The organism is Sphingobium sp. TomTYG74 (genome assembly GCF_055393875.1).
The window spans coordinates 1,408,443-1,424,565 of the sequence record NZ_AP027341.1; the positions used below are offsets into that span (position 1 = coordinate 1,408,443).

At 62.7% G+C, this 16,123-nt stretch carries 17 protein-coding genes; 3 read left to right on the forward strand and 14 right to left on the reverse strand.

Annotated features, from left to right (window positions below):
- Nucleotides 1-26: 26 nt before the first annotated feature.
- From ftsH to ACZ5TB_RS07185, 11 genes are all read right to left on the reverse strand, one after another.
- On the reverse strand, nucleotides 27-1,976 hold the full coding sequence (gene ftsH, locus ACZ5TB_RS07135; protein WP_464792508.1) for an ATP-dependent zinc metalloprotease FtsH: 1,950 nt from the start codon (nucleotides 1,974-1,976) through the stop codon (nucleotides 27-29).
- A 73-nt stretch (nucleotides 1,977-2,049) separates the two neighbouring features.
- A complete protein-coding gene (locus tag ACZ5TB_RS07140) occupies nucleotides 2,050-2,241 on the reverse strand; it encodes a hypothetical protein (RefSeq protein WP_464777844.1) in 192 nt (63 codons plus the stop codon).
- Nucleotides 2,242-2,452: 211 nt separating this feature from the next.
- Nucleotides 2,453-3,403 (reverse strand): tRNA lysidine(34) synthetase TilS, encoded by a 951-nt coding sequence (gene tilS, locus ACZ5TB_RS07145; RefSeq protein ID WP_464790674.1) that lies wholly within the window; start codon nucleotides 3,401-3,403, stop codon nucleotides 2,453-2,455.
- Nucleotides 3,404-3,412: 9 nt separating this feature from the next.
- Complete coding sequence (locus tag ACZ5TB_RS07150; RefSeq protein ID WP_464790675.1) at nucleotides 3,413-4,318, reverse strand: hypothetical protein; 906 nt, start codon at nucleotides 4,316-4,318, stop codon at nucleotides 3,413-3,415.
- A gap of 132 nt (nucleotides 4,319-4,450) precedes the next feature.
- The gene (locus ACZ5TB_RS07155) at nucleotides 4,451-5,392 is read right to left on the reverse strand and encodes a helix-turn-helix domain-containing protein (protein ID WP_464790676.1); all 942 of its coding nucleotides are present in this window, start codon (nucleotides 5,390-5,392) and stop codon (nucleotides 4,451-4,453) included.
- A 90-nt stretch (nucleotides 5,393-5,482) separates the two neighbouring features.
- Complete coding sequence (gene ptsP / locus ACZ5TB_RS07160) at nucleotides 5,483-7,759, reverse strand: phosphoenolpyruvate--protein phosphotransferase (RefSeq protein WP_464790677.1); 2,277 nt, start codon at nucleotides 7,757-7,759, stop codon at nucleotides 5,483-5,485.
- A gap of 210 nt (nucleotides 7,760-7,969) precedes the next feature.
- Nucleotides 7,970-8,437 (reverse strand): SRPBCC family protein, encoded by a 468-nt coding sequence (locus tag ACZ5TB_RS07165; protein WP_464790678.1) that lies wholly within the window; start codon nucleotides 8,435-8,437, stop codon nucleotides 7,970-7,972.
- Nucleotides 8,434-8,922 carry a VOC family protein gene (locus ACZ5TB_RS07170; protein ID WP_464790679.1) on the reverse strand — a complete coding sequence of 163 codons (489 nt, stop codon included), beginning with the start codon at nucleotides 8,920-8,922 and terminating at the stop codon, nucleotides 8,434-8,436. Before ACZ5TB_RS07170 ends, ACZ5TB_RS07165 begins: the two co-directional genes overlap by 4 nt.
- Nucleotides 8,923-8,933: 11 nt before the next feature.
- A complete protein-coding gene (locus ACZ5TB_RS07175) occupies nucleotides 8,934-9,737 on the reverse strand; it encodes a VOC family protein (RefSeq protein WP_464790680.1) in 804 nt (267 codons plus the stop codon).
- Nucleotides 9,738-9,750: 13 nt separating this feature from the next.
- The gene (locus tag ACZ5TB_RS07180) at nucleotides 9,751-10,113 is read right to left on the reverse strand and encodes a DUF1428 domain-containing protein (protein WP_464790681.1); all 363 of its coding nucleotides are present in this window, start codon (nucleotides 10,111-10,113) and stop codon (nucleotides 9,751-9,753) included.
- Between the two features lie 28 nt (nucleotides 10,114-10,141).
- Nucleotides 10,142-10,585, reverse strand: a complete 444-nt coding sequence (locus tag ACZ5TB_RS07185; protein ID WP_464790682.1) for a VOC family protein — start codon at nucleotides 10,583-10,585, stop codon at nucleotides 10,142-10,144.
- Between the two features lie 123 nt (nucleotides 10,586-10,708).
- Between ACZ5TB_RS07185 and ACZ5TB_RS07190 the strand changes: the two genes are divergently transcribed.
- Nucleotides 10,709-11,377, forward strand: coding sequence for a winged helix-turn-helix transcriptional regulator (locus ACZ5TB_RS07190; RefSeq protein ID WP_464790683.1), 669 nt, complete (start codon nucleotides 10,709-10,711; stop codon nucleotides 11,375-11,377).
- On the opposite strand, the gene ACZ5TB_RS07195 is transcribed toward ACZ5TB_RS07190, so the two are convergent.
- From ACZ5TB_RS07195 to ACZ5TB_RS07205, 3 genes are all read right to left on the reverse strand, one after another.
- The gene (locus ACZ5TB_RS07195) at nucleotides 11,374-12,201 is read right to left on the reverse strand and encodes a hypothetical protein (RefSeq protein WP_464790684.1); all 828 of its coding nucleotides are present in this window, start codon (nucleotides 12,199-12,201) and stop codon (nucleotides 11,374-11,376) included. The two genes, ACZ5TB_RS07190 and ACZ5TB_RS07195, sit on opposite strands and share 4 nt — an antisense overlap.
- Nucleotides 12,202-12,331: 130 nt before the next feature.
- Nucleotides 12,332-13,345 carry an NAD(P)H-dependent flavin oxidoreductase gene (locus tag ACZ5TB_RS07200; protein ID WP_464790685.1) on the reverse strand — a complete coding sequence of 338 codons (1,014 nt, stop codon included), beginning with the start codon at nucleotides 13,343-13,345 and terminating at the stop codon, nucleotides 12,332-12,334.
- A 133-nt stretch (nucleotides 13,346-13,478) separates the two neighbouring features.
- The gene (locus ACZ5TB_RS07205) at nucleotides 13,479-14,744 is read right to left on the reverse strand and encodes an aspartate kinase (RefSeq protein WP_196224203.1); all 1,266 of its coding nucleotides are present in this window, start codon (nucleotides 14,742-14,744) and stop codon (nucleotides 13,479-13,481) included.
- 164 nt (nucleotides 14,745-14,908) lie between these two features.
- Between ACZ5TB_RS07205 and ACZ5TB_RS07210 the strand changes: the two genes are divergently transcribed.
- Together ACZ5TB_RS07210 and ubiG are read left to right on the forward strand one after the other, a co-directional pair.
- Nucleotides 14,909-15,115, forward strand: coding sequence for a hypothetical protein (locus ACZ5TB_RS07210; RefSeq protein ID WP_464790686.1), 207 nt, complete (start codon nucleotides 14,909-14,911; stop codon nucleotides 15,113-15,115).
- Nucleotides 15,116-15,157: 42 nt separating this feature from the next.
- Nucleotides 15,158-15,892 (forward strand): bifunctional 2-polyprenyl-6-hydroxyphenol methylase/3-demethylubiquinol 3-O-methyltransferase UbiG, encoded by a 735-nt coding sequence (gene ubiG, locus ACZ5TB_RS07215; protein ID WP_464790687.1) that lies wholly within the window; start codon nucleotides 15,158-15,160, stop codon nucleotides 15,890-15,892.
- Nucleotides 15,893-16,123 lie beyond the last annotated feature (231 nt).

Below are 16,123 nucleotides of genomic sequence, written 5' to 3' on the forward strand. Positions count from 1 at the left end.
GCCCTCTTCAAACCCTTGACCGCCGATCAGATCCCGGCAGGCGAAGGATCGCCGAACGGCCCCTTGCGCTTGCGCGTCTTGGGGATGGAGGAACCCGCCGCCGGGACGACCGATGGCTTGATCGTGGTGCCGTCGTCGCGGGTAATCTCACCCTTGTCGAGCAGCGTCTTGATCTCTTCGCCGGACAGCGTCTCATATTCCAGCATGGCGTTGGCGAGCAGGTGCAGCTGGTCCTCATGGCCCTTCAGCACTTCCTGCGCCCTCGTGTAGCCCTGCTCCACCAGTCCGCGAATTTCCTTGTCGATCAGCTTCGCCGTCTCGTCCGACATATGGACGCGCTGGCTCTGCGAATAGCCGAGGAAGGTTTCGCCCTGCTGCTCCTCATATTGGAGCGGCCCCAGCTTGTCCGACATGCCCCACTGAGTGACCATGTCGCGCGCCAGCTTGGTGGCATATTGAATGTCACCCGAAGCACCCGACGATACCTTGTCGTAACCGAAGATGATCTCCTCGGCGACGCGGCCACCCATGGCGACGGCCATGTTCGCGTGCATCTTGTCGCGGTGATAGCTGTAGCTGTCCCGCTCCGGCAGGCGCATCACCATGCCCAGCGCACGGCCGCGGGGGATGATCGTCGCCTTGTGGATCGGGTCGGACGCCGGTTCGTGAACCGCGACGATAGCATGGCCCGCCTCATGATAGGCGGTCATCTTTTTCTCGTCCTCGGTCATGACCATGGAGCGGCGTTCGCTGCCCATCATGACCTTGTCCTTGGCCGCTTCGAACTCGTCCATCGCAACCAGCCGCTTGCCCCGACGAGCAGCCATCAGCGCCGCCTCGTTAACAAGGTTCGCAAGGTCAGCGCCAGAGAAGCCCGGCGTGCCGCGCGCAATCGTGCGCGGATTGACGTCCGGCGCCAGCGGCACCTTCTTCATGTGCACGGCCAAGATCTTCTCGCGCCCTTCAATGTCGGGACGCGGCACCACGACCTGACGGTCGAACCGGCCCGGACGCAGCAAAGCGGGGTCCAGCACGTCGGGGCGGTTGGTCGCCGCGACGATGATGATGCCCTCGTTAGCCTCGAAACCGTCCATCTCGACCAGCAACTGGTTCAGCGTCTGCTCGCGCTCGTCATTGCCGTTGCCCAGACCCGCGCCGCGATGACGGCCGACCGCGTCGATTTCGTCAATAAAGACGATGCAGGGCGCATTCTTCTTCGCCTGCTCGAACATGTCACGGACACGGCTCGCACCGACGCCGACGAACATTTCAACGAAATCAGAACCTGAAATGGTGAAGAAGGGAACCCCCGCCTCACCCGCAATCGCGCGGGCCAGCAGTGTCTTACCAGTGCCCGGCGAACCAACCAGCAATGCGCCCTTGGGAATCTTGCCGCCCAGCCGCGCAAACTTGGTCGGGTCCTTCAGAAACTCGACGATTTCCTGCAATTCCTCGCGCGCTTCATCGATGCCAGCAACGTCATCAAACGTCACCTTGCCATGCTTTTCGGTCAGCAGCTTGGCCTTGGACTTGCCAAAGCCCATCGCACCGCCCGCGCCGCCGCCCTTCTGCATCTGGCGCAGCACGAAGAAGGCGATGCCCAGGATCAGCAGGAATGGCAGCGACTGATAGAGCATGATCTGCCAGAAGCTCGGCTGCTCCTCCGTCTGTCCGGAATATTTGACGTTATAATCGTCGAGCAGCCCGGTCAGCCCCGGATCATTGACGGGTACGGTGTTGAACCGCTGCCCGCTGGTCAGTGTGCCGGTAATCTTGTCGGTCGCGATCGCGACGTCCTTGACCTGCCCTTCCTGAACCTTCGACCGGAATTCGGAATAGGCGATGCCGCTGCCCGCCTGCGAAGCGGAACGGCTGTCGAACATCGAGACGAATAGCAGCAGAGCGACAATCACCCCCGCCCAAATCATCGCGCTCTTGATCCAGGGGTTACCCTGAGGGTCCTTCTCGTCGTTCATCATCACTCTCTTTCACCGGGCAAGATAGGATGCTCCGGCAAAATCGCAAGTTGGGTCAACGGGTCTGCTGACGTTATCCGCCCGCGAACTGCGACAGGGCGATATAGGCCAGGATGACGGCCAAGCCCGCCGACACGCCACACAGCAAATATCCGACATACAGCAGCAACGGCGGATGCGGGCGCGCGAGCTTCCGGTTACGTTGCGCCGCCGAAAGGATCACACTGGCGAGCACACCATAGGTCAACGCCGCAAATTCGAACATAAATGACTTTCCATGCCTGAGTGCCGACCCCAATACGCCTGAAGGCTATTAAGGAAAGGTCATTGCGCTGCAACAATTCGACGGAGCGAGGCGTCGGCGCGTTAATCCGTGGAACCTTTCCGTAACGATCAATTCAATGCCCGACGTCGTTTCGGACGAGACTCATCATCGCGGTCATCAGTGGGCCTTCGCGCCTAAGATCGATTCTACCTCAACGTCGCGGCGGTGCTACGCGGACTTTCCAGACAGCGCCCCCTTTCAGCAGTAATCCGCCGAGGCTCGCCTGTCCGCCCCGCATCGCAACCGCGATCGCCCGGTCGAGCGTCTCGCCTCGCGGTTCCGCGCCGGGTTCCGCCTCGGCGATGATGCGCAGCAACAAGCGCCGCAGCAGCTCACGGGGCAAATCCGTGCGGGTAAGCAGCCACGCCTCCCCTTCCCTGCGAACATGCGCCGCCGCGATATCCTCGACCGTCCAATCCAACGCTTCCTCGCACTCCGCCAGCGCCGCCGCACTGCGGACGGCACTTTGCGGGTCGAGCCATTCGGCTTCCTTCAGATGCCGTCGAATCACCGCCCGATCAAATCGCAGATCGACATTGGAAGGATCGTTGACGAAGGGAAGCCCGTGCTCACTCGCATAGTCGAACAGTTGCGCGCGCCGCACGCCTAGCAAGGGTCGTAATATATGCCCCTGCCGCGCGCGGATTCCGGCCAGGCCATTGACCCCGGCACCCCGGTTAAGCCGCATCAGCATGGTCTCCAGCTGATCATCGGCATGGTGCGCGGTGAAGATCCTGTCGATCCCGCGATCGGCCCTCCATTGATCCAGCGCCGCATAGCGTTGGGTCCTCGCCCATTGCTGGACATTGCCGGTGAGAGGCTGGGGCGGATGCAGCACGGCATGGGGAACTCCGCTACTGCGGCACCACTGCCCCACCATTGCGGCCTCTTCCGCAGACTCTGGCCTCAATCCATGGTCAACGGTGGCCGCTTCCACCCTGCCCGCGAAGGCATGCGCAGCCATGGCGAGCAACGCCATGCTGTCGGGACCGCCCGACACAGCCACGCCAAAACGCAGCGAGGCATCGTCCCCCACCAGCGCACCAACCGACCGCGTCAGCAGCGCTTCTAGGTCAGGCTGAGCCGAATGCGGCGCGGCCATGCGAGTGCCTTAGCTGCACTTCGCCTTGGCGCGGCCCTTGTCCATCATGCCGCGCTGGCTGGCCGACATGGTGGCGCCATAGACCTGTTCCAGCTCCGCATAGACCTTGCACGCGTCGGCGGGCTTCTTGAGCTGGATCAGCGCCTCACCCAGATAGGCCAGGCTGTCGGCGGCGCGATCCCCCTTGGGGCGCTTCTGATAATTGTCGTAAAACGCGACGGATGCCAGTGCAGGCTTGCCATCATCCAGATAGGCGCGGCCCAGCAGGTTCGAAGCGCGGCTCGCGATCGACGCCGTGCCATATTTATCCACCGTTGCCTTCAGCTGCGCCTGCGCCTCGGGATAGAATTTAGCGTCCCACAGACGATAGCCATAGCTATAGGCGTCGGCCGCCGCATCGCCGGTCGATGGCCGCTCGATCGCCGCCACGGCCGCCTTGCGCGCTTCGGTTGCGCCACCATTGGTGCCCGACTTCGGCGTGGCCGGAGCTGCATTATCCGCAGGAACCACAGGGCGCACGGGCGGCGGAGCAACCACTTCAGCGCGGCTCTGCGCCTCAGCCTTATATTTGTTGAACGCCTCTTCCAGCTGACGGATCTTGAAGCTGTTTTCCTCGACCTGCCCGGTCATCGAGGCAAGCTGCGATTCCAGCGCACCCACGCGCGCCGTCAGATCGGCGACAGGCGAAGACGACGGCGTGCCGGGCGGGACTGTGGGCGTCACCGGGCGATTAATCTCCGCCTGCAACGGAGCGCCTGCGGGAAAGACCTTGCGCTGTACCGCGCGCATTTCCTTTTCCAGCCGGTCGACGCGCACATCCAGCGCCACATTCTGGGCGGCCGCCGCTGGCCCCAGCGCAACCATAGCGGGCGCCCCCAGCAGCAGGGCGGTTGTCGCAAACAAGGCGTAACGCATGATGATCCCCGACTAAAACTTAAATTCACCGACGATACGGCCCGCAAAGGCCGCGCTCCCCGCTCTTAACCATAAGGCCATATTCGCCGCCGTAAAGCAGGACGTGCGGCTCAAACAGGGATTGGCGACGCCTTAATCCGCCGTGGGTGGGGCCGCTGGTGCGGGCTCCGCAGGGATCGCAGGCGCCACGCTCCCGGTCACGGGCCGCGCAGCAGGCGTTTGCGCAGCCGAGGGGGCAGCCGGGGGCGCAACCGCAGGGGCAGGCGACGCGACCGCAGCGGCAGGCGCCGGAGCAGCCCGAGCCAGCAACGCCGCCGCCGAAACAGGCACATCGGAAATCGTGCGATCAGGTGCGCCAAGCGGCGCAATAGGCTTGCCACCAACAGTAACCGTCAACGCTTGCGGACGGCCGGTCAGGATCATGGGGTTGCGGGCCGTGGCTGGCAGGGTGAAGCTCTCACCCTTCTTCATCAGGCCATCCTTCAGCCGGTCGCCAGCCTCGTCATAAATGCGCAGCCACACATCATCGTTAGCGGTGAAAACCACCGTCTGCACCACCGGCGCGGCGGGACGCGCGCCCGGCGCCGGTTTCGCGGCAACGGCAGGCTTGGCCTGTTCGGCAGCGATCTCCTGCCCTGTCGGCGGGGTCAGCATCTGCGTACGCCAGATGGTGAAGCCAGCCACCAGCACAATCACGATGGCCGCAGCCGTCCAGGCAAGAACGCGCGATGGCACACGGGCCGGATCGGCCGGTTCGAACGCCTCGTATCGATTGGCGCCCAGTTCGGAATTATGGACGGCATGGCGCACATCGGCGGCAATGGCGACCTCGTCCAGGTCGACCGCGCGGGCATAGGCACGGGCAAAGCCGACCGCATAGGGAATTCCCGGAAGCGCCGAATAATCGTCCCGCTCGATCGCCTCCAACTGACGTTGCGCGATGCGCGTGCGCGTCGCGACGTCCTGGATCGACATGCCATGCGCCTCACGCGCCGCGCGCAGCTTTGCGCCCGGAGTGCCCAATTGCACGTCCGGCGCCGTCGCGCCGCTTTCCACTTCGGGTTGTTCTGCCATGCTGCTCCGCGATCTTATAAGCCGGTCTTGTCTCATTCCGGCACAGGGATTGTCAACGCCGCCGGGGTCGTGTCTGACCCATTTTCCGGTTCAATTCAGTTCGATGCCCCGCTCATCCGCCCATTGCGTCAGCGCGCCACGAATATCCACAACCCCGTCGTCCAGCAGCTTGCGCATCAACGCCTGCAACTCGGCGGCATCGATAACCCGGATCATGGCTTTGACCGGACCAACCGACGCAGGCGTAATCGACAATCGCCGAACGCCCAGGCCAACCAGCGCCATCGCTTCCAGCGTCCGCCCGCCCATTTCTCCACAGACGCCAACCGGCACCTGATACTCCTCACAAGTCCGCACCACCCGGCTGAGGAAGCGCAAGATGGCGATGCTCAGCCAGTCATATCGCTCCGCCAGCTTGGGATGCGCCCGATCGGCGGCGAACAGGAATTGCGTCAGGTCATTGGTGCCGATGGACAGGAAATCCAGCTTGGGCAGCAGCAGATCCAGCACCTCCGCCAGCGCAGGCACCTCCAGCATCGCGCCATAGCGTACCGCCGTCGGCACCTTCTTGCGCTGGGACAGCAGCCATTCACGCTGATGCTCCACCAGAGCGCGCGCCTGCTCATATTCCCACGGCTCCGACACCATCGGGAACATGATGTTCAGCACCTTGCCCGCCGACGCTTCCAGCAACGCCCGGGCCTGCGCCTTCATCAACCCGTCGCGGTCCAGCGCCAGCCGCAGCGCGCGCCAGCCCATCGCCGGATTGTCCTCCAGCTCCTCGTCATCGTCGCGCTGCATATAGGGCAGCGCCTTGTCACCCCCGATATCGACGGTGCGGAAGATGACCGGCCGGTCGCCCGCCGCGTCCAGCACATCCTTGTAAAGCCGCTGCTGCTTTTCCCGCTGCGGCAAAGTCGCGGACACGAGGAACTGGAACTCCGTGCGGAACAGCCCGATGCCGTCCGCGCCGACCAGGTCCAGCGCCTGCGCATCCTCACGCAGGCCCGCATTCACCATCAGCTCGATACGCTGCCCATCCGCCGTCACCGATGGCAGATCGCGCATCGCGGCAAATTCTGCCCGGCGCTTCTGCGTGACGTGCAGCTTGTTCTCGAACGCCTCATCCATGTCCGCCGTCGGGCGGATCAACAGGTTGTTCGACACGACGTCCATCAGGATGAGGTCGCCCTCATTCACCTTGTGCCGGATTTCGCGAACGCGCCCCAGCACCGGCACGCCCATGGCGCGCGCGACGATGGTGACATGCGCTGTCAGCGACCCTTCCTCCAGGATCACGCCTTTCAATCGCCGCCGGTCATATTCCAGCAGTTCCGCCGGACCCAGATTGCGCGCGATCAGGATGGCGTCTTGCCTAAGCCCCATCGTCGCCGCCGTCCCCAACTGTCCCGACACGATCCGCAACAGCCGGTTGGCCATGTCCTCCAGATCATGCATCCGATCCTGCAACAACGCGTCGTCGATCTGCCGCATGCGCATGCGGGTACGCTGCTGCACGCGCTCGATCGCCGCCTCGGCGGTTAATCCGCTGTCGATCGCCTCATTGATGCGCCGGATCCAGCCTTCGTCATAGGCGAACATCTTGTAGGTCTCGAGCACCTCCTGATGCTCGCCCTCCATCCCGAACTCGACCGCGCCGGTCATGCGGTCGATCTGCTCGCGCATCTTGGTGAAAGCTGAAATGACGCGCTGGCGCTCCGCCTCGGTATCCTCCGCAACCGTATGTTCGACATGAACACGCGGCTGGTGGAACACCGCGTGGCCACGCGCCATCCCCATGACCAGCTGCAACCCCTGCAACATGATCGTGCCCGTATCCTGCACCCGCGAATCCGCCGGGCCGTCATCGGCCAGTTCGGCATTGGCGATCAGTTCCGACAGCACCATGGCCACGGTCTGAAGCGCCTCGATCTCGACCTCTTCATATCGGCGTGGCTCGACATGCTGGACGCACAATACGCCGATCGCCCGCTCCCGCCGCACGATCGGCACGCCCGCAAAGCTGTGGAACAGCTCTTCGCCCGTCTCGGGCCGATAGCTATAGTCAGGATGCGCAGCAGCCTCATCCAGGTTCAGCGTTTCCACATTGGTGGCGATCAGGCCGACAAGCCCCTCCCCCATCGCCATGCGGGTGACGTGGACGGCCTCCTGCTTCAAACCGCGCGTCGCGAACAGTTCCAGCAGGCCCTCGCGCACCAGATAGATGGAGCAAACCTCGCTCGACAGCGCCTTGCCAATAATGTCCACGACCTTGTTCAGCTTCGCCTGCGCGCTCGTTCGCGCAGCCATCACCTCCTGTAATCGGGTGAGGATCTGGCGGGCGGCGGCGGCGGGCGTCGTAGGCATGGTCAAGCGCTAACAGATCGCGGGCCTCCTTTCCAAGAGGAAGTCAGGGTTAATATGGAGAGAACCCCATCAAATCGTCAAAAGACCCTCATAGCACCCCCAAAATCCTCCCCATCGCCAGATGGGGAGGGGGACCGCCAAAGGCGGTGGAGGGGAAAATGCGCAACGTCAGCCCACCTCCCCACCTCCCGATAGGAAGGAATTACCCCATCAAGCCGTCGCCGCCGAAGTCTCACACAATTCCTTGAACTGCTGCGCCATCTGGTCCCACCCAGGATGAAATCCCATCGCCTCATGGCGCTTCAACGCTTCCTCGCTCCAATGCCGCGCCGTTGCGGTAAAACGGGTCCCCTCACCCTCTTGCGCAAAGCTCCAGATCGACGTCAGGAATGGCTCCTGCGGTATCCAGCCGGACGCATAAGCATCGGTCGATACAACCCGCTCTCCCGGAACGACCTCAAGGAAAATGCCCTCCATCGGCCCGGTATCCTCGCCATCGGGGCCGTACATCCGCACGGCACTGCGACCACCGGCGCGTAAATCTTCCTCGATCACCTCGGCTCGCCACGGCTTGGGGCAAAACCATTGATCCTTCAGGTCGGTCCATACCTTCCACACGATCTCGCGCGGGGCGGCGATGTGACAGCTGACCGACAGCTCATGTTGCGCGCTGCTCATACCGTTGCTCCTTCATAGGCCGCCTTCATCCGGGCGAGGTCGAGTTTCTGCATGGTCATCATCTCGGCCATCATGGGCTGAATGCCGGGGCCGCCCTTGCGGTGCATCTCCATGACCTCCTCGGGTACGATCTGCCAGGACAGGCCATATTTATCCTTCACCCAGCCACAGGGACCGGGCGCGCCGCCATCCGCTGTCAACGCGTCGAAATAGCGGTCCACCTCCGCCTGATCCTTGCAAGAGATCGACAGCGACACCGCTTCGGTAAAGCCGAATTCCGGCCCGCCGTTCAGCCCCTGATAACTCTGCCCGAACAAGGTGAACTCCACCAACAGCACATCGCCTTCCTTAAAGGGAGCAGGGCCAGGAACATCATGCGGATAGCGGCTGATCGAATCCACCGAGCCGCCAAAGACGGAAACGTAGAAGCGCGCAGCTTCCTCTGCCTGTCCGTTGAACCACAGACAGGGTGAAATCTTCGACATCGTTCCTCTCCTTACGCTGCGGCGGTGCGCATGCCGACCAGCGCGAACATCGCGCCTTGCGGGTCGGTAGCCTGGATGATCCATGCGCCGCCCGGCACTTCGGCAGGACCATTGAGCACAGTGCCGCCGCCCGCCTTCACCTTCTCCACGCCCACATCAATGTCGGGCACCACGAAGTAGAACAGCCATTGCGGCACCGGCATTTGCTCGGGCTTGCGCATCATGCCGCCCTCCATCGCGTTGAACTCGGTTCCGCCGGACATGGAGAAAAGCTGATAGCTTCCCATCGGCCCCATATCCATCGCCTCGCCCGTCCCCCAGCCGAACTGGGACGTGTAAAAGGCAAGGTCCGCGTCGAAATTGCCGCTGTAAAGCTCGTGCCAGCCGACATGGCCGTTCGCCATCGGCGGGGCAGCGTCCATGCCATCGGGGCTCGACCCCTTGAGCAGCATGAAGATCGCCCCGCCCGGATCGCTCATCACGACAAAACGGCCAACGCCCGGAATATCTTCCGGCGGCCGCTTGACGCTTGCCCCCGCACCGCTCAACCGCCCGGCATCCGCATCGACATCGGCCGATCCGACATAGCCGCCCCACCATGGCGACATGCCGCAATCCTTTGCCTGCGCCGGAATGCGCATGATGCCACCCACCGGACCCGCGCTGCCGGACACGACATTATAGGGATCGTCCGTCCGCTCGCCACCAAAGGGCTGCGCCGTCCAGCCTACCACCTCGCCGTAGAAGGCGATCGCCGCGTCGGGATCGCTGGTCATCAGTTCATACCAGAAGAATTTGCCGATCAGGTCCGTCATTGCTCTCCTCCCTTCAAGCCTTCTGGTCCAGCAGCACTTCAAAGCCGCCATAGATCAGTCGCGCACCGGAAAAGGGCATGTCTTCCCCTTCCTTGGGCTGCATCCGGGGATCGTTCATCACCTTTTCAGCGCCCGCGTCGCGCGTCGCCTTGTCGGGCCATTCGATCCAGGAGAAGACGACGTCCTCATCCTCTTCCGCAATCACGGCGGTGCGGAAATCATTGGTCTTGCCGGGCTTCACATCATTGGCCCAGCATTCCACGACCCGCAACGCGCCATGTTCGATGAAGATGGGCGCGGCATAGGCCGCAACCTCCTTGTACCGCTCCTTGTTGCCCTTGGGCACGGGGATCACGAATCCGTCCATATAGCTCATCGTATCTCTCCTTGCTTGTGAGGGTCGGTCAGGCCGCCGTTTCCTGCCTGTTCACCGCCAGCGCGGCTTCCATGTCCATCCAGGCGACTTCCCAGATATGGCCGTCCAGATCGGCAAAGCTGCGGCCGTACATGAAGCCATGGTCCTGCCGCGGATTGGGCTCGCTGCCGCCCGCCGCCAGCGCCTTTTCCGTGGTCGCATCAACATCGGCGCGGCTTGCCTCGCTCAATGCCAGCAACACCTGCGCAGTCTCATGCGCGTTGGGAATGCGCCGCGTAGTGAAGCTGGAAAAACGCTCATGCGTCAGCAGCATCACATGGATCGCGTCGGAAAAGCTGACCATCTGCGCGCTGTCATCGGCAAAGTCATTGTTCCGCACGGCACCGACCGCTTCGTAAAAGGCGATGGAAGCTGGCAAGTCCTTCACCGGCAGGTTGACGAAAATCATCTTGGGCGCGGGGACATCAGGCATCACGCATCTCCTTGAGCTTCGCGGCAAGGAGCTATCGCTCTCGACTCACCGCCTTGAACTTTGTGGACCCATAGATTATCTTATGCAACATCTAAGTTAGAAAAAATAACTAAGGACTCGCAATTGAAAAAGCGCGCCTATCAGGATGGCTGTGCAGTCGCCCATGCGCTGGACCTTATCGGTGACCGCTGGGCCATGCCTATAATGCGGGAATTGATGCTAGGACCCAAGCGCTTCACCGATCTGCGCGCCAGCCTGCCCGGAATCAGCGCCAATGTGCTGACCCAACGGCTGGAGGAACTGGAAGCCGCCAGCGTCCTCATCCGCCGCCGCCTGCCCCCACCCGCCGCCAGCCAGATTTACGAGCTGACGCAATGGGGCCGCGAGTCGGAAATCCTGTTCCAGGTGCTCGGCCGCTGGGCCAGCCGCTCACCCACGATGCAGCCCGGCCAGCCGATGAGTAACGTCTCGGTCGTCCTCTCCATGCGCACGATGATCGATCGCAACCGCATCGGCGACATGAACGCCATAATCGGCTTCCGCTTCGGCGAGGAAGAATTTCGCGCGCTATTAAAGGGTGGCGACTTCACCATCGATCGCGGCTTCGTCGAGGGTGCAGACGTCGTCCTCAGCGGAGACCAGAACGCCCTGGCCGCCGTCGTCTATGGTGGAGCCAGCTTCAACGACGTCGCCGGAGCGCTTCAGGTCGAGGGCGACCACGCCCTGGCGGAACGCTTCGTGCGCCTGTTCCCCCTGCCCGCAAAGGCTCCCGCGACCTATCCCTCCGATTAGCGCGTCACCGGAAAAGTCGGCACATTCACGCGCGGCGCAGACGTTGCGCCCGGCACCAGCGCCTGCCCGCTTTCCTCGCGCAACCTTGGCAGCGCAGGCGGCGGCACAAAGCCCGCCCCGATCTCCGCAGGCGGCTTGGGCGGCGGTGGTAAAGGCGTCGGAGACACGATCACCGTCACCGTCCCGCCAAAGCGGGACTGCCACTCCGCCAGCCGCCGCAGATAGTCTGCATAGGCCTCGTAAAATTCCTGAAACGGCTGCTCAAGCGCGGTCAAAGCCTCCGGAGCATAGGTCAACAACTGGTTCGACGGCAGGCCAAGCACCTTCGCCCCGACCTCAATCGCCGCCTTGCAGAAGGTCGGCTGAACCGGCGGCAGCGAAAAGAAATTATAGACGACCGTATTCAGCAGCTCACGCGACTGAAGGCCACCGCTCCCATAAGCGGCGGTATAGTTGCGATCGACCGCCGCGTTGGCCTCCTGAAGAACGTCCTTATGCACCCGCAATATCTGATTATATTGCACCCGCGCCGGTTCGTTCACGCCATGGCAGGACAGCGCCGCTACGTTCAGCGCCATCCGGACATGCCAAAGCGCCGTATTGGCCGTCACCCCGCGATTGGGCGTCAGATATTTGCCCTGCGGATCAACGTCGGGAATGCTCATATCCTCCACCGCGCCCATCGGCGGCAGGGGCTTGATCGTCCGGACGATCGGCGGCGGGGGCGTCGGCGGAGCCTTGGGCGTGGAGCAACCCGCAACCAGCGCCAAGGCGGCGACCGAAGCGATTGTCCAGACACGACATGAAGCAGCACGCAGAGGCAACCCGATATCCCTTATGATGAACTGTCTGCGCAAAACTCATGGCAAAGCCGCGCGTTCCTGACGATGACCGCCCGGATCACTTCATCCCTCAAGAGATTCGGCTCGTCCCGATATCGGGTCCGGATATGTTTCAGGCGGCACGGCGCTCCAGCGCAACCGCAGCCTCGGCCATCAATTGCGCGATGATCTCCGCGACCGGCTCTTCCTTGGTGACCATGCCGACCGACTGACCCGCCATCAGCGACCCGCCCTCGACATCACCATCGATCACCGCACGGCGCAGCGCACCAGCCCAATAATGTTCGATCTGCAGCTGCGCCTCCATCATGTCGACAGAACCGCTGTCGAGCAGATTGGCGACTTCCCGCTGCTTGGCTGTGAAGGCTTCCGTGCCATTATTCTTGAGCGCACGCACAGGAATGACCGGCAGACGCGGGTCGATCTGGACACTCGCGATCGCGTCGCGAGCGGACGCGCGGAAGAAGGATTTCTTGAAATTCGGATGGGCGATGCTCTCGGCCGCGCAGGCAAAACGGGTGCCCAGCTGCACGCCCGCCGCACCCATCTCTAGATAGCCCGCGATCAGCTCGCCACGGCCGATACCGCCAGCAACGAACACCGGAAGCTGCGCCGCCATTTCCGGCAGAATCTCCTGCGCCAGCACGCTGGTCGATACCGGGCCGATATGGCCGCCCGCTTCCATCCCCTCGATCACCAACGCATCAACACCCGACCGCGCCAGCTTCTTCGCCAGACTCAGCGCCGGGGCGAAGCAGATCAGCTTCGCGCCCTTCGCCTTGATCGCCTCGATGCTGCCCTTGGGCGGCAACCCGCCCGCCAGCACGACATGGCTGACTTCATGGCGCGCGCACACTTCGATCAGGTCGAACAGCTGCGGATGCATGGTGATCAGGTTCACGCCAAAGGGCTTGGAGGTCAGCGCCTTGGTCGCCGCAATTTCCTTGTCGAGCAGCTCGGGCGTCATCGCACCACAAGCGATCACACCGAAGCCGCCCGCGTTGGAGATGGCCGCCACCAGGTTCCGCTCCGACACCCAACTCATCGCCCCGCACATGATCGCAACCTGAGACCCAAGAAATTCGGTGCCGCGAGCCATCAGGGAAGTGAGTTTGGCGTTGGTCATATGCATATTCCTAGAATCACAAAGCCCCTCCCCTTCAGGGGAGGGGTTGGGGTGGGGGGGCTTCCCCACGCATTGTTCTATGGGGCACGGCCCCACTCCCGGCCCCTCCCCTGAAGGGGAGGGGAGTTAATCTTTACGCTACCGGCGCGTCCAGCCCATAAGCCGTGTGCAACACACGCACCGCCAGCTCCGTCTCATCCTCGTCGATCAGCACCGAAACCTTGATCTCGCTGGTCGAGATGGCGAGGATATTGATCCCACGCTCCGCCAGCGACTTGAACATGGTCGAAGCGACGCCCGCATGGCTCTTCATGCCCACGCCCACGACGCTGATCTTCGCGACCTTCGTGTCAGGGATCACGCGATTAAAGCCGATCTCTTCCTTCTGGCTTTCCAACACGTCCAGCGCACGCGCCAGATCAGCGCCCGGCACAGTGAAGGTGACGTCCGTCTCGCCCTTGTCGCGGCCGACATTCTGGATGATCATATCGACGTTGATCGCCGCATCGGCCAGCGGGCCAAAGATGTGCGCCACCGCGCCCGGACGATCCGGCACGCGGGTCAGGGTGATCTTCGCCTCATTCTTGTCATGGGCGATGCCGGTGATGAGCTGACGTTCCATCTTGTCTTCCTTGAGCTTGGCTTCCAGTTCCTCCTCGCTGACGATCAGCGTGCCGGGGAGGTCGGTCTGGGTGGGATCATCGAAGGAGGAAAGCACCTGCACGACCACGCCTTCCTTCATGGCGAGGCCGACCGAGCGCGTCTGGAGCACCTTGGCCCCGACCGAGGCCAGCTCCAGCATTTCCTCATAGGTGACGAGGTCCAGCTTGCGCGCCCGCGCCACGATGCGGGGGTCGGTGGTGTAGACGCCGTCGACGTCAGTATAAATGTCGCAGCGATCGGCCTTCAGAGCCGCCGCGACCGCCACGGCAGACGTATCCGACCCACCGCGACCCAAAGTCGAGATGCGGCCATCCTCCATCATGCCCTGGAAACCAGGGATAACCGCCACGGTGCCGCCGCGCATGGACGAAAGCAGGTCGATCGTATCGATCTCGCCAATGCGCGCCTTGGCATGGGCTTCATTGGTGCGAATGGGCAGCTGCCAGCCGAGCCAGCTGCGCGCGTCCACACCCATGGCCTTCAAAGTCATGGCGAGCAGACCGCTAGTAACCTGTTCGCCGCTCGCGACCACGACGTCATATTCGGCCGGATCGTAAAGCGCGGAAGCCTCCTTGCAGAACCCAACCAGCCGATCCGTCTCGCCTGCCATGGCCGACACGACGACGGCGACTTCATGCCCCTGCTCGACGACATGCTTGACGCGCGCGGCCACGTTGCGAATTCGCTCCATCCCCGCCATGGAGGTGCCGCCGAATTTCATCACGATGCGCGCCATTTGCCTGTCAAACCTGTCTGCTGATCTGGAAAGCGTCCCTCCCCCTCCGGGGAAAAACGGCGCCGCTATAGCAGCAGCGGCGGATATGGCAAGCAAGCCATCGCCGGGTGGAACCCCACGGCTCACCACTCATTCCTTTACGCAAAGAATGGAAGGAAGAAGCCATGGACGGAATCCTGTACGGGCTTATCACGATCGGAGGCCCGATCCTGCTGGCGGCGGTGCTGGTCTACGTGATGATGAGCAACCGGCGCCACAGAAGCCCCGAAGAATTGGCGAGGACGGAAGCAGCGACGCGCGAGCTGCACCGCCAGCTGGATGCCGAGGATAAATATCTCGACGGCGAAGGCCCGCCACCGCGCAAGAAATAAATGCCCGTGGCGCGCCGTTGCGGAGCTTGATAATCAAGGCTCATGGCCAATTCAGCGACAAGCACGATCGACCCCCGCGAAGCCGCCCACTTCGGCGCGATGGCAGCCGACTGGTGGGATCCCAAGGGCAGCAGTGCGATGCTGCACAAACTCAATCCGGTAAGGCTGCGCTATATCCGCAGCGCCATCGATCGGCACTGGCTATGCGAAGAAAGCAGCTTCCACCCGCTTGAAGGCAAATCTGCGCTGGATGTGGGATGCGGCGCGGGCCTGTTGTCCGAACCCCTGGCGCGGTTGGGGGCTGCCGTCACCGCGCTCGACGCAGCGGAAGAGAATATCGCCATCGCCCGCGCCCATGCGGGTGGTCAGGGCCTCATGATCGATTATCGAGCGACGCCGGTCGAACAACTCGACGCCGGAAGCTTCGATCTCGTAACCTCCATGGAAGTCGTGGAGCATGTCACCGACCCCGCCGCCTTCGTCCGTGCGCTGGCGGACAAGCTCAATCCCAACGGCATGCTCATCATGTCCACGCCAAACCGCACCCCACTCTCACGCCTCGCCATGATCCGCATCGGCGAAGGTATCGGCGGCATTCCAAAGGGAACGCACGACTGGGACAAGTTCCTGACGCCTGACGAACTGACCGAGATGCTCGCCAAGGCCGGACTGGAGGTGACCGATGTAACCGGCCTCTCTTTCGACCCGCGCAAGGGCTTCACGCTTTCGTCGAACAAGGCGATCAACTATCTGCTGACGGCGCGCCACGCTGGCTAGCCTCGTTCCAAAGCATCGAGGTGTAAATCGGCACCACCTCTAAAAAACACCGTTCGCCCTGAGCCTGTCGCAGGGCTTTTACTTCCTTTTTCAAGAAAGAGGGCTTCGACATCCGAATGAGGCAAGTGACTCGTTCGGACAGCCCGAACGGGGTGAGGAATTCAATCAAGAGGTACGGCCCCCTCAACCCAACACACTAAGAAGCGGTCGCCACCGGGCCTGGGGGCGACC

Bases quoted from the DNA above. Each gene is read 5' to 3' on its own strand.
- ACZ5TB_RS07155 (WP_464790676.1), bottom strand. From the start codon at position 5,392: ATGGCAGAACAACCCGAAGTGGAAAGCGGCGCGACGGCGCCGGACGTG.
- ACZ5TB_RS07200 (WP_464790685.1), bottom strand. From the start codon at position 13,345: ATGACCAACGCCAAACTCACTTCCCTGATGGCTCGCGGCACCGAATTT.
- ACZ5TB_RS07170 (WP_464790679.1), bottom strand. From the start codon at position 8,922: ATGTCGAAGATTTCACCCTGTCTGTGGTTCAACGGACAGGCAGAGGAA.
- ACZ5TB_RS07185 (WP_464790682.1), bottom strand. From the start codon at position 10,585: ATGCCTGATGTCCCCGCGCCCAAGATGATTTTCGTCAACCTGCCGGTG.
- ACZ5TB_RS07210 (WP_464790686.1), top strand. From the start codon at position 14,909: ATGGACGGAATCCTGTACGGGCTTATCACGATCGGAGGCCCGATCCTG.
- ubiG (WP_464790687.1), top strand. From the start codon at position 15,158: ATGGCCAATTCAGCGACAAGCACGATCGACCCCCGCGAAGCCGCCCAC.
- ACZ5TB_RS07205 (WP_196224203.1), bottom strand. From the start codon at position 14,744: ATGGCGCGCATCGTGATGAAATTCGGCGGCACCTCCATGGCGGGGATG.
- ACZ5TB_RS07180 (WP_464790681.1), bottom strand. From the start codon at position 10,113: ATGAGCTATATGGACGGATTCGTGATCCCCGTGCCCAAGGGCAACAAG.
- ACZ5TB_RS07165 (WP_464790678.1), bottom strand. From the start codon at position 8,437: ATGAGCAGCGCGCAACATGAGCTGTCGGTCAGCTGTCACATCGCCGCC.
- ptsP (WP_464790677.1), bottom strand. From the start codon at position 7,759: ATGCCTACGACGCCCGCCGCCGCCGCCCGCCAGATCCTCACCCGATTA.
- ACZ5TB_RS07175 (WP_464790680.1), bottom strand. From the start codon at position 9,737: ATGACGGACCTGATCGGCAAATTCTTCTGGTATGAACTGATGACCAGC.
- ftsH (WP_464792508.1), bottom strand. From the start codon at position 1,976: ATGAACGACGAGAAGGACCCTCAGGGTAACCCCTGGATCAAGAGCGCG.
- tilS (WP_464790674.1), bottom strand. From the start codon at position 3,403: ATGGCCGCGCCGCATTCGGCTCAGCCTGACCTAGAAGCGCTGCTGACG.
- ACZ5TB_RS07140 (WP_464777844.1), bottom strand. From the start codon at position 2,241: ATGTTCGAATTTGCGGCGTTGACCTATGGTGTGCTCGCCAGTGTGATC.
- ACZ5TB_RS07150 (WP_464790675.1), bottom strand. From the start codon at position 4,318: ATGCGTTACGCCTTGTTTGCGACAACCGCCCTGCTGCTGGGGGCGCCC.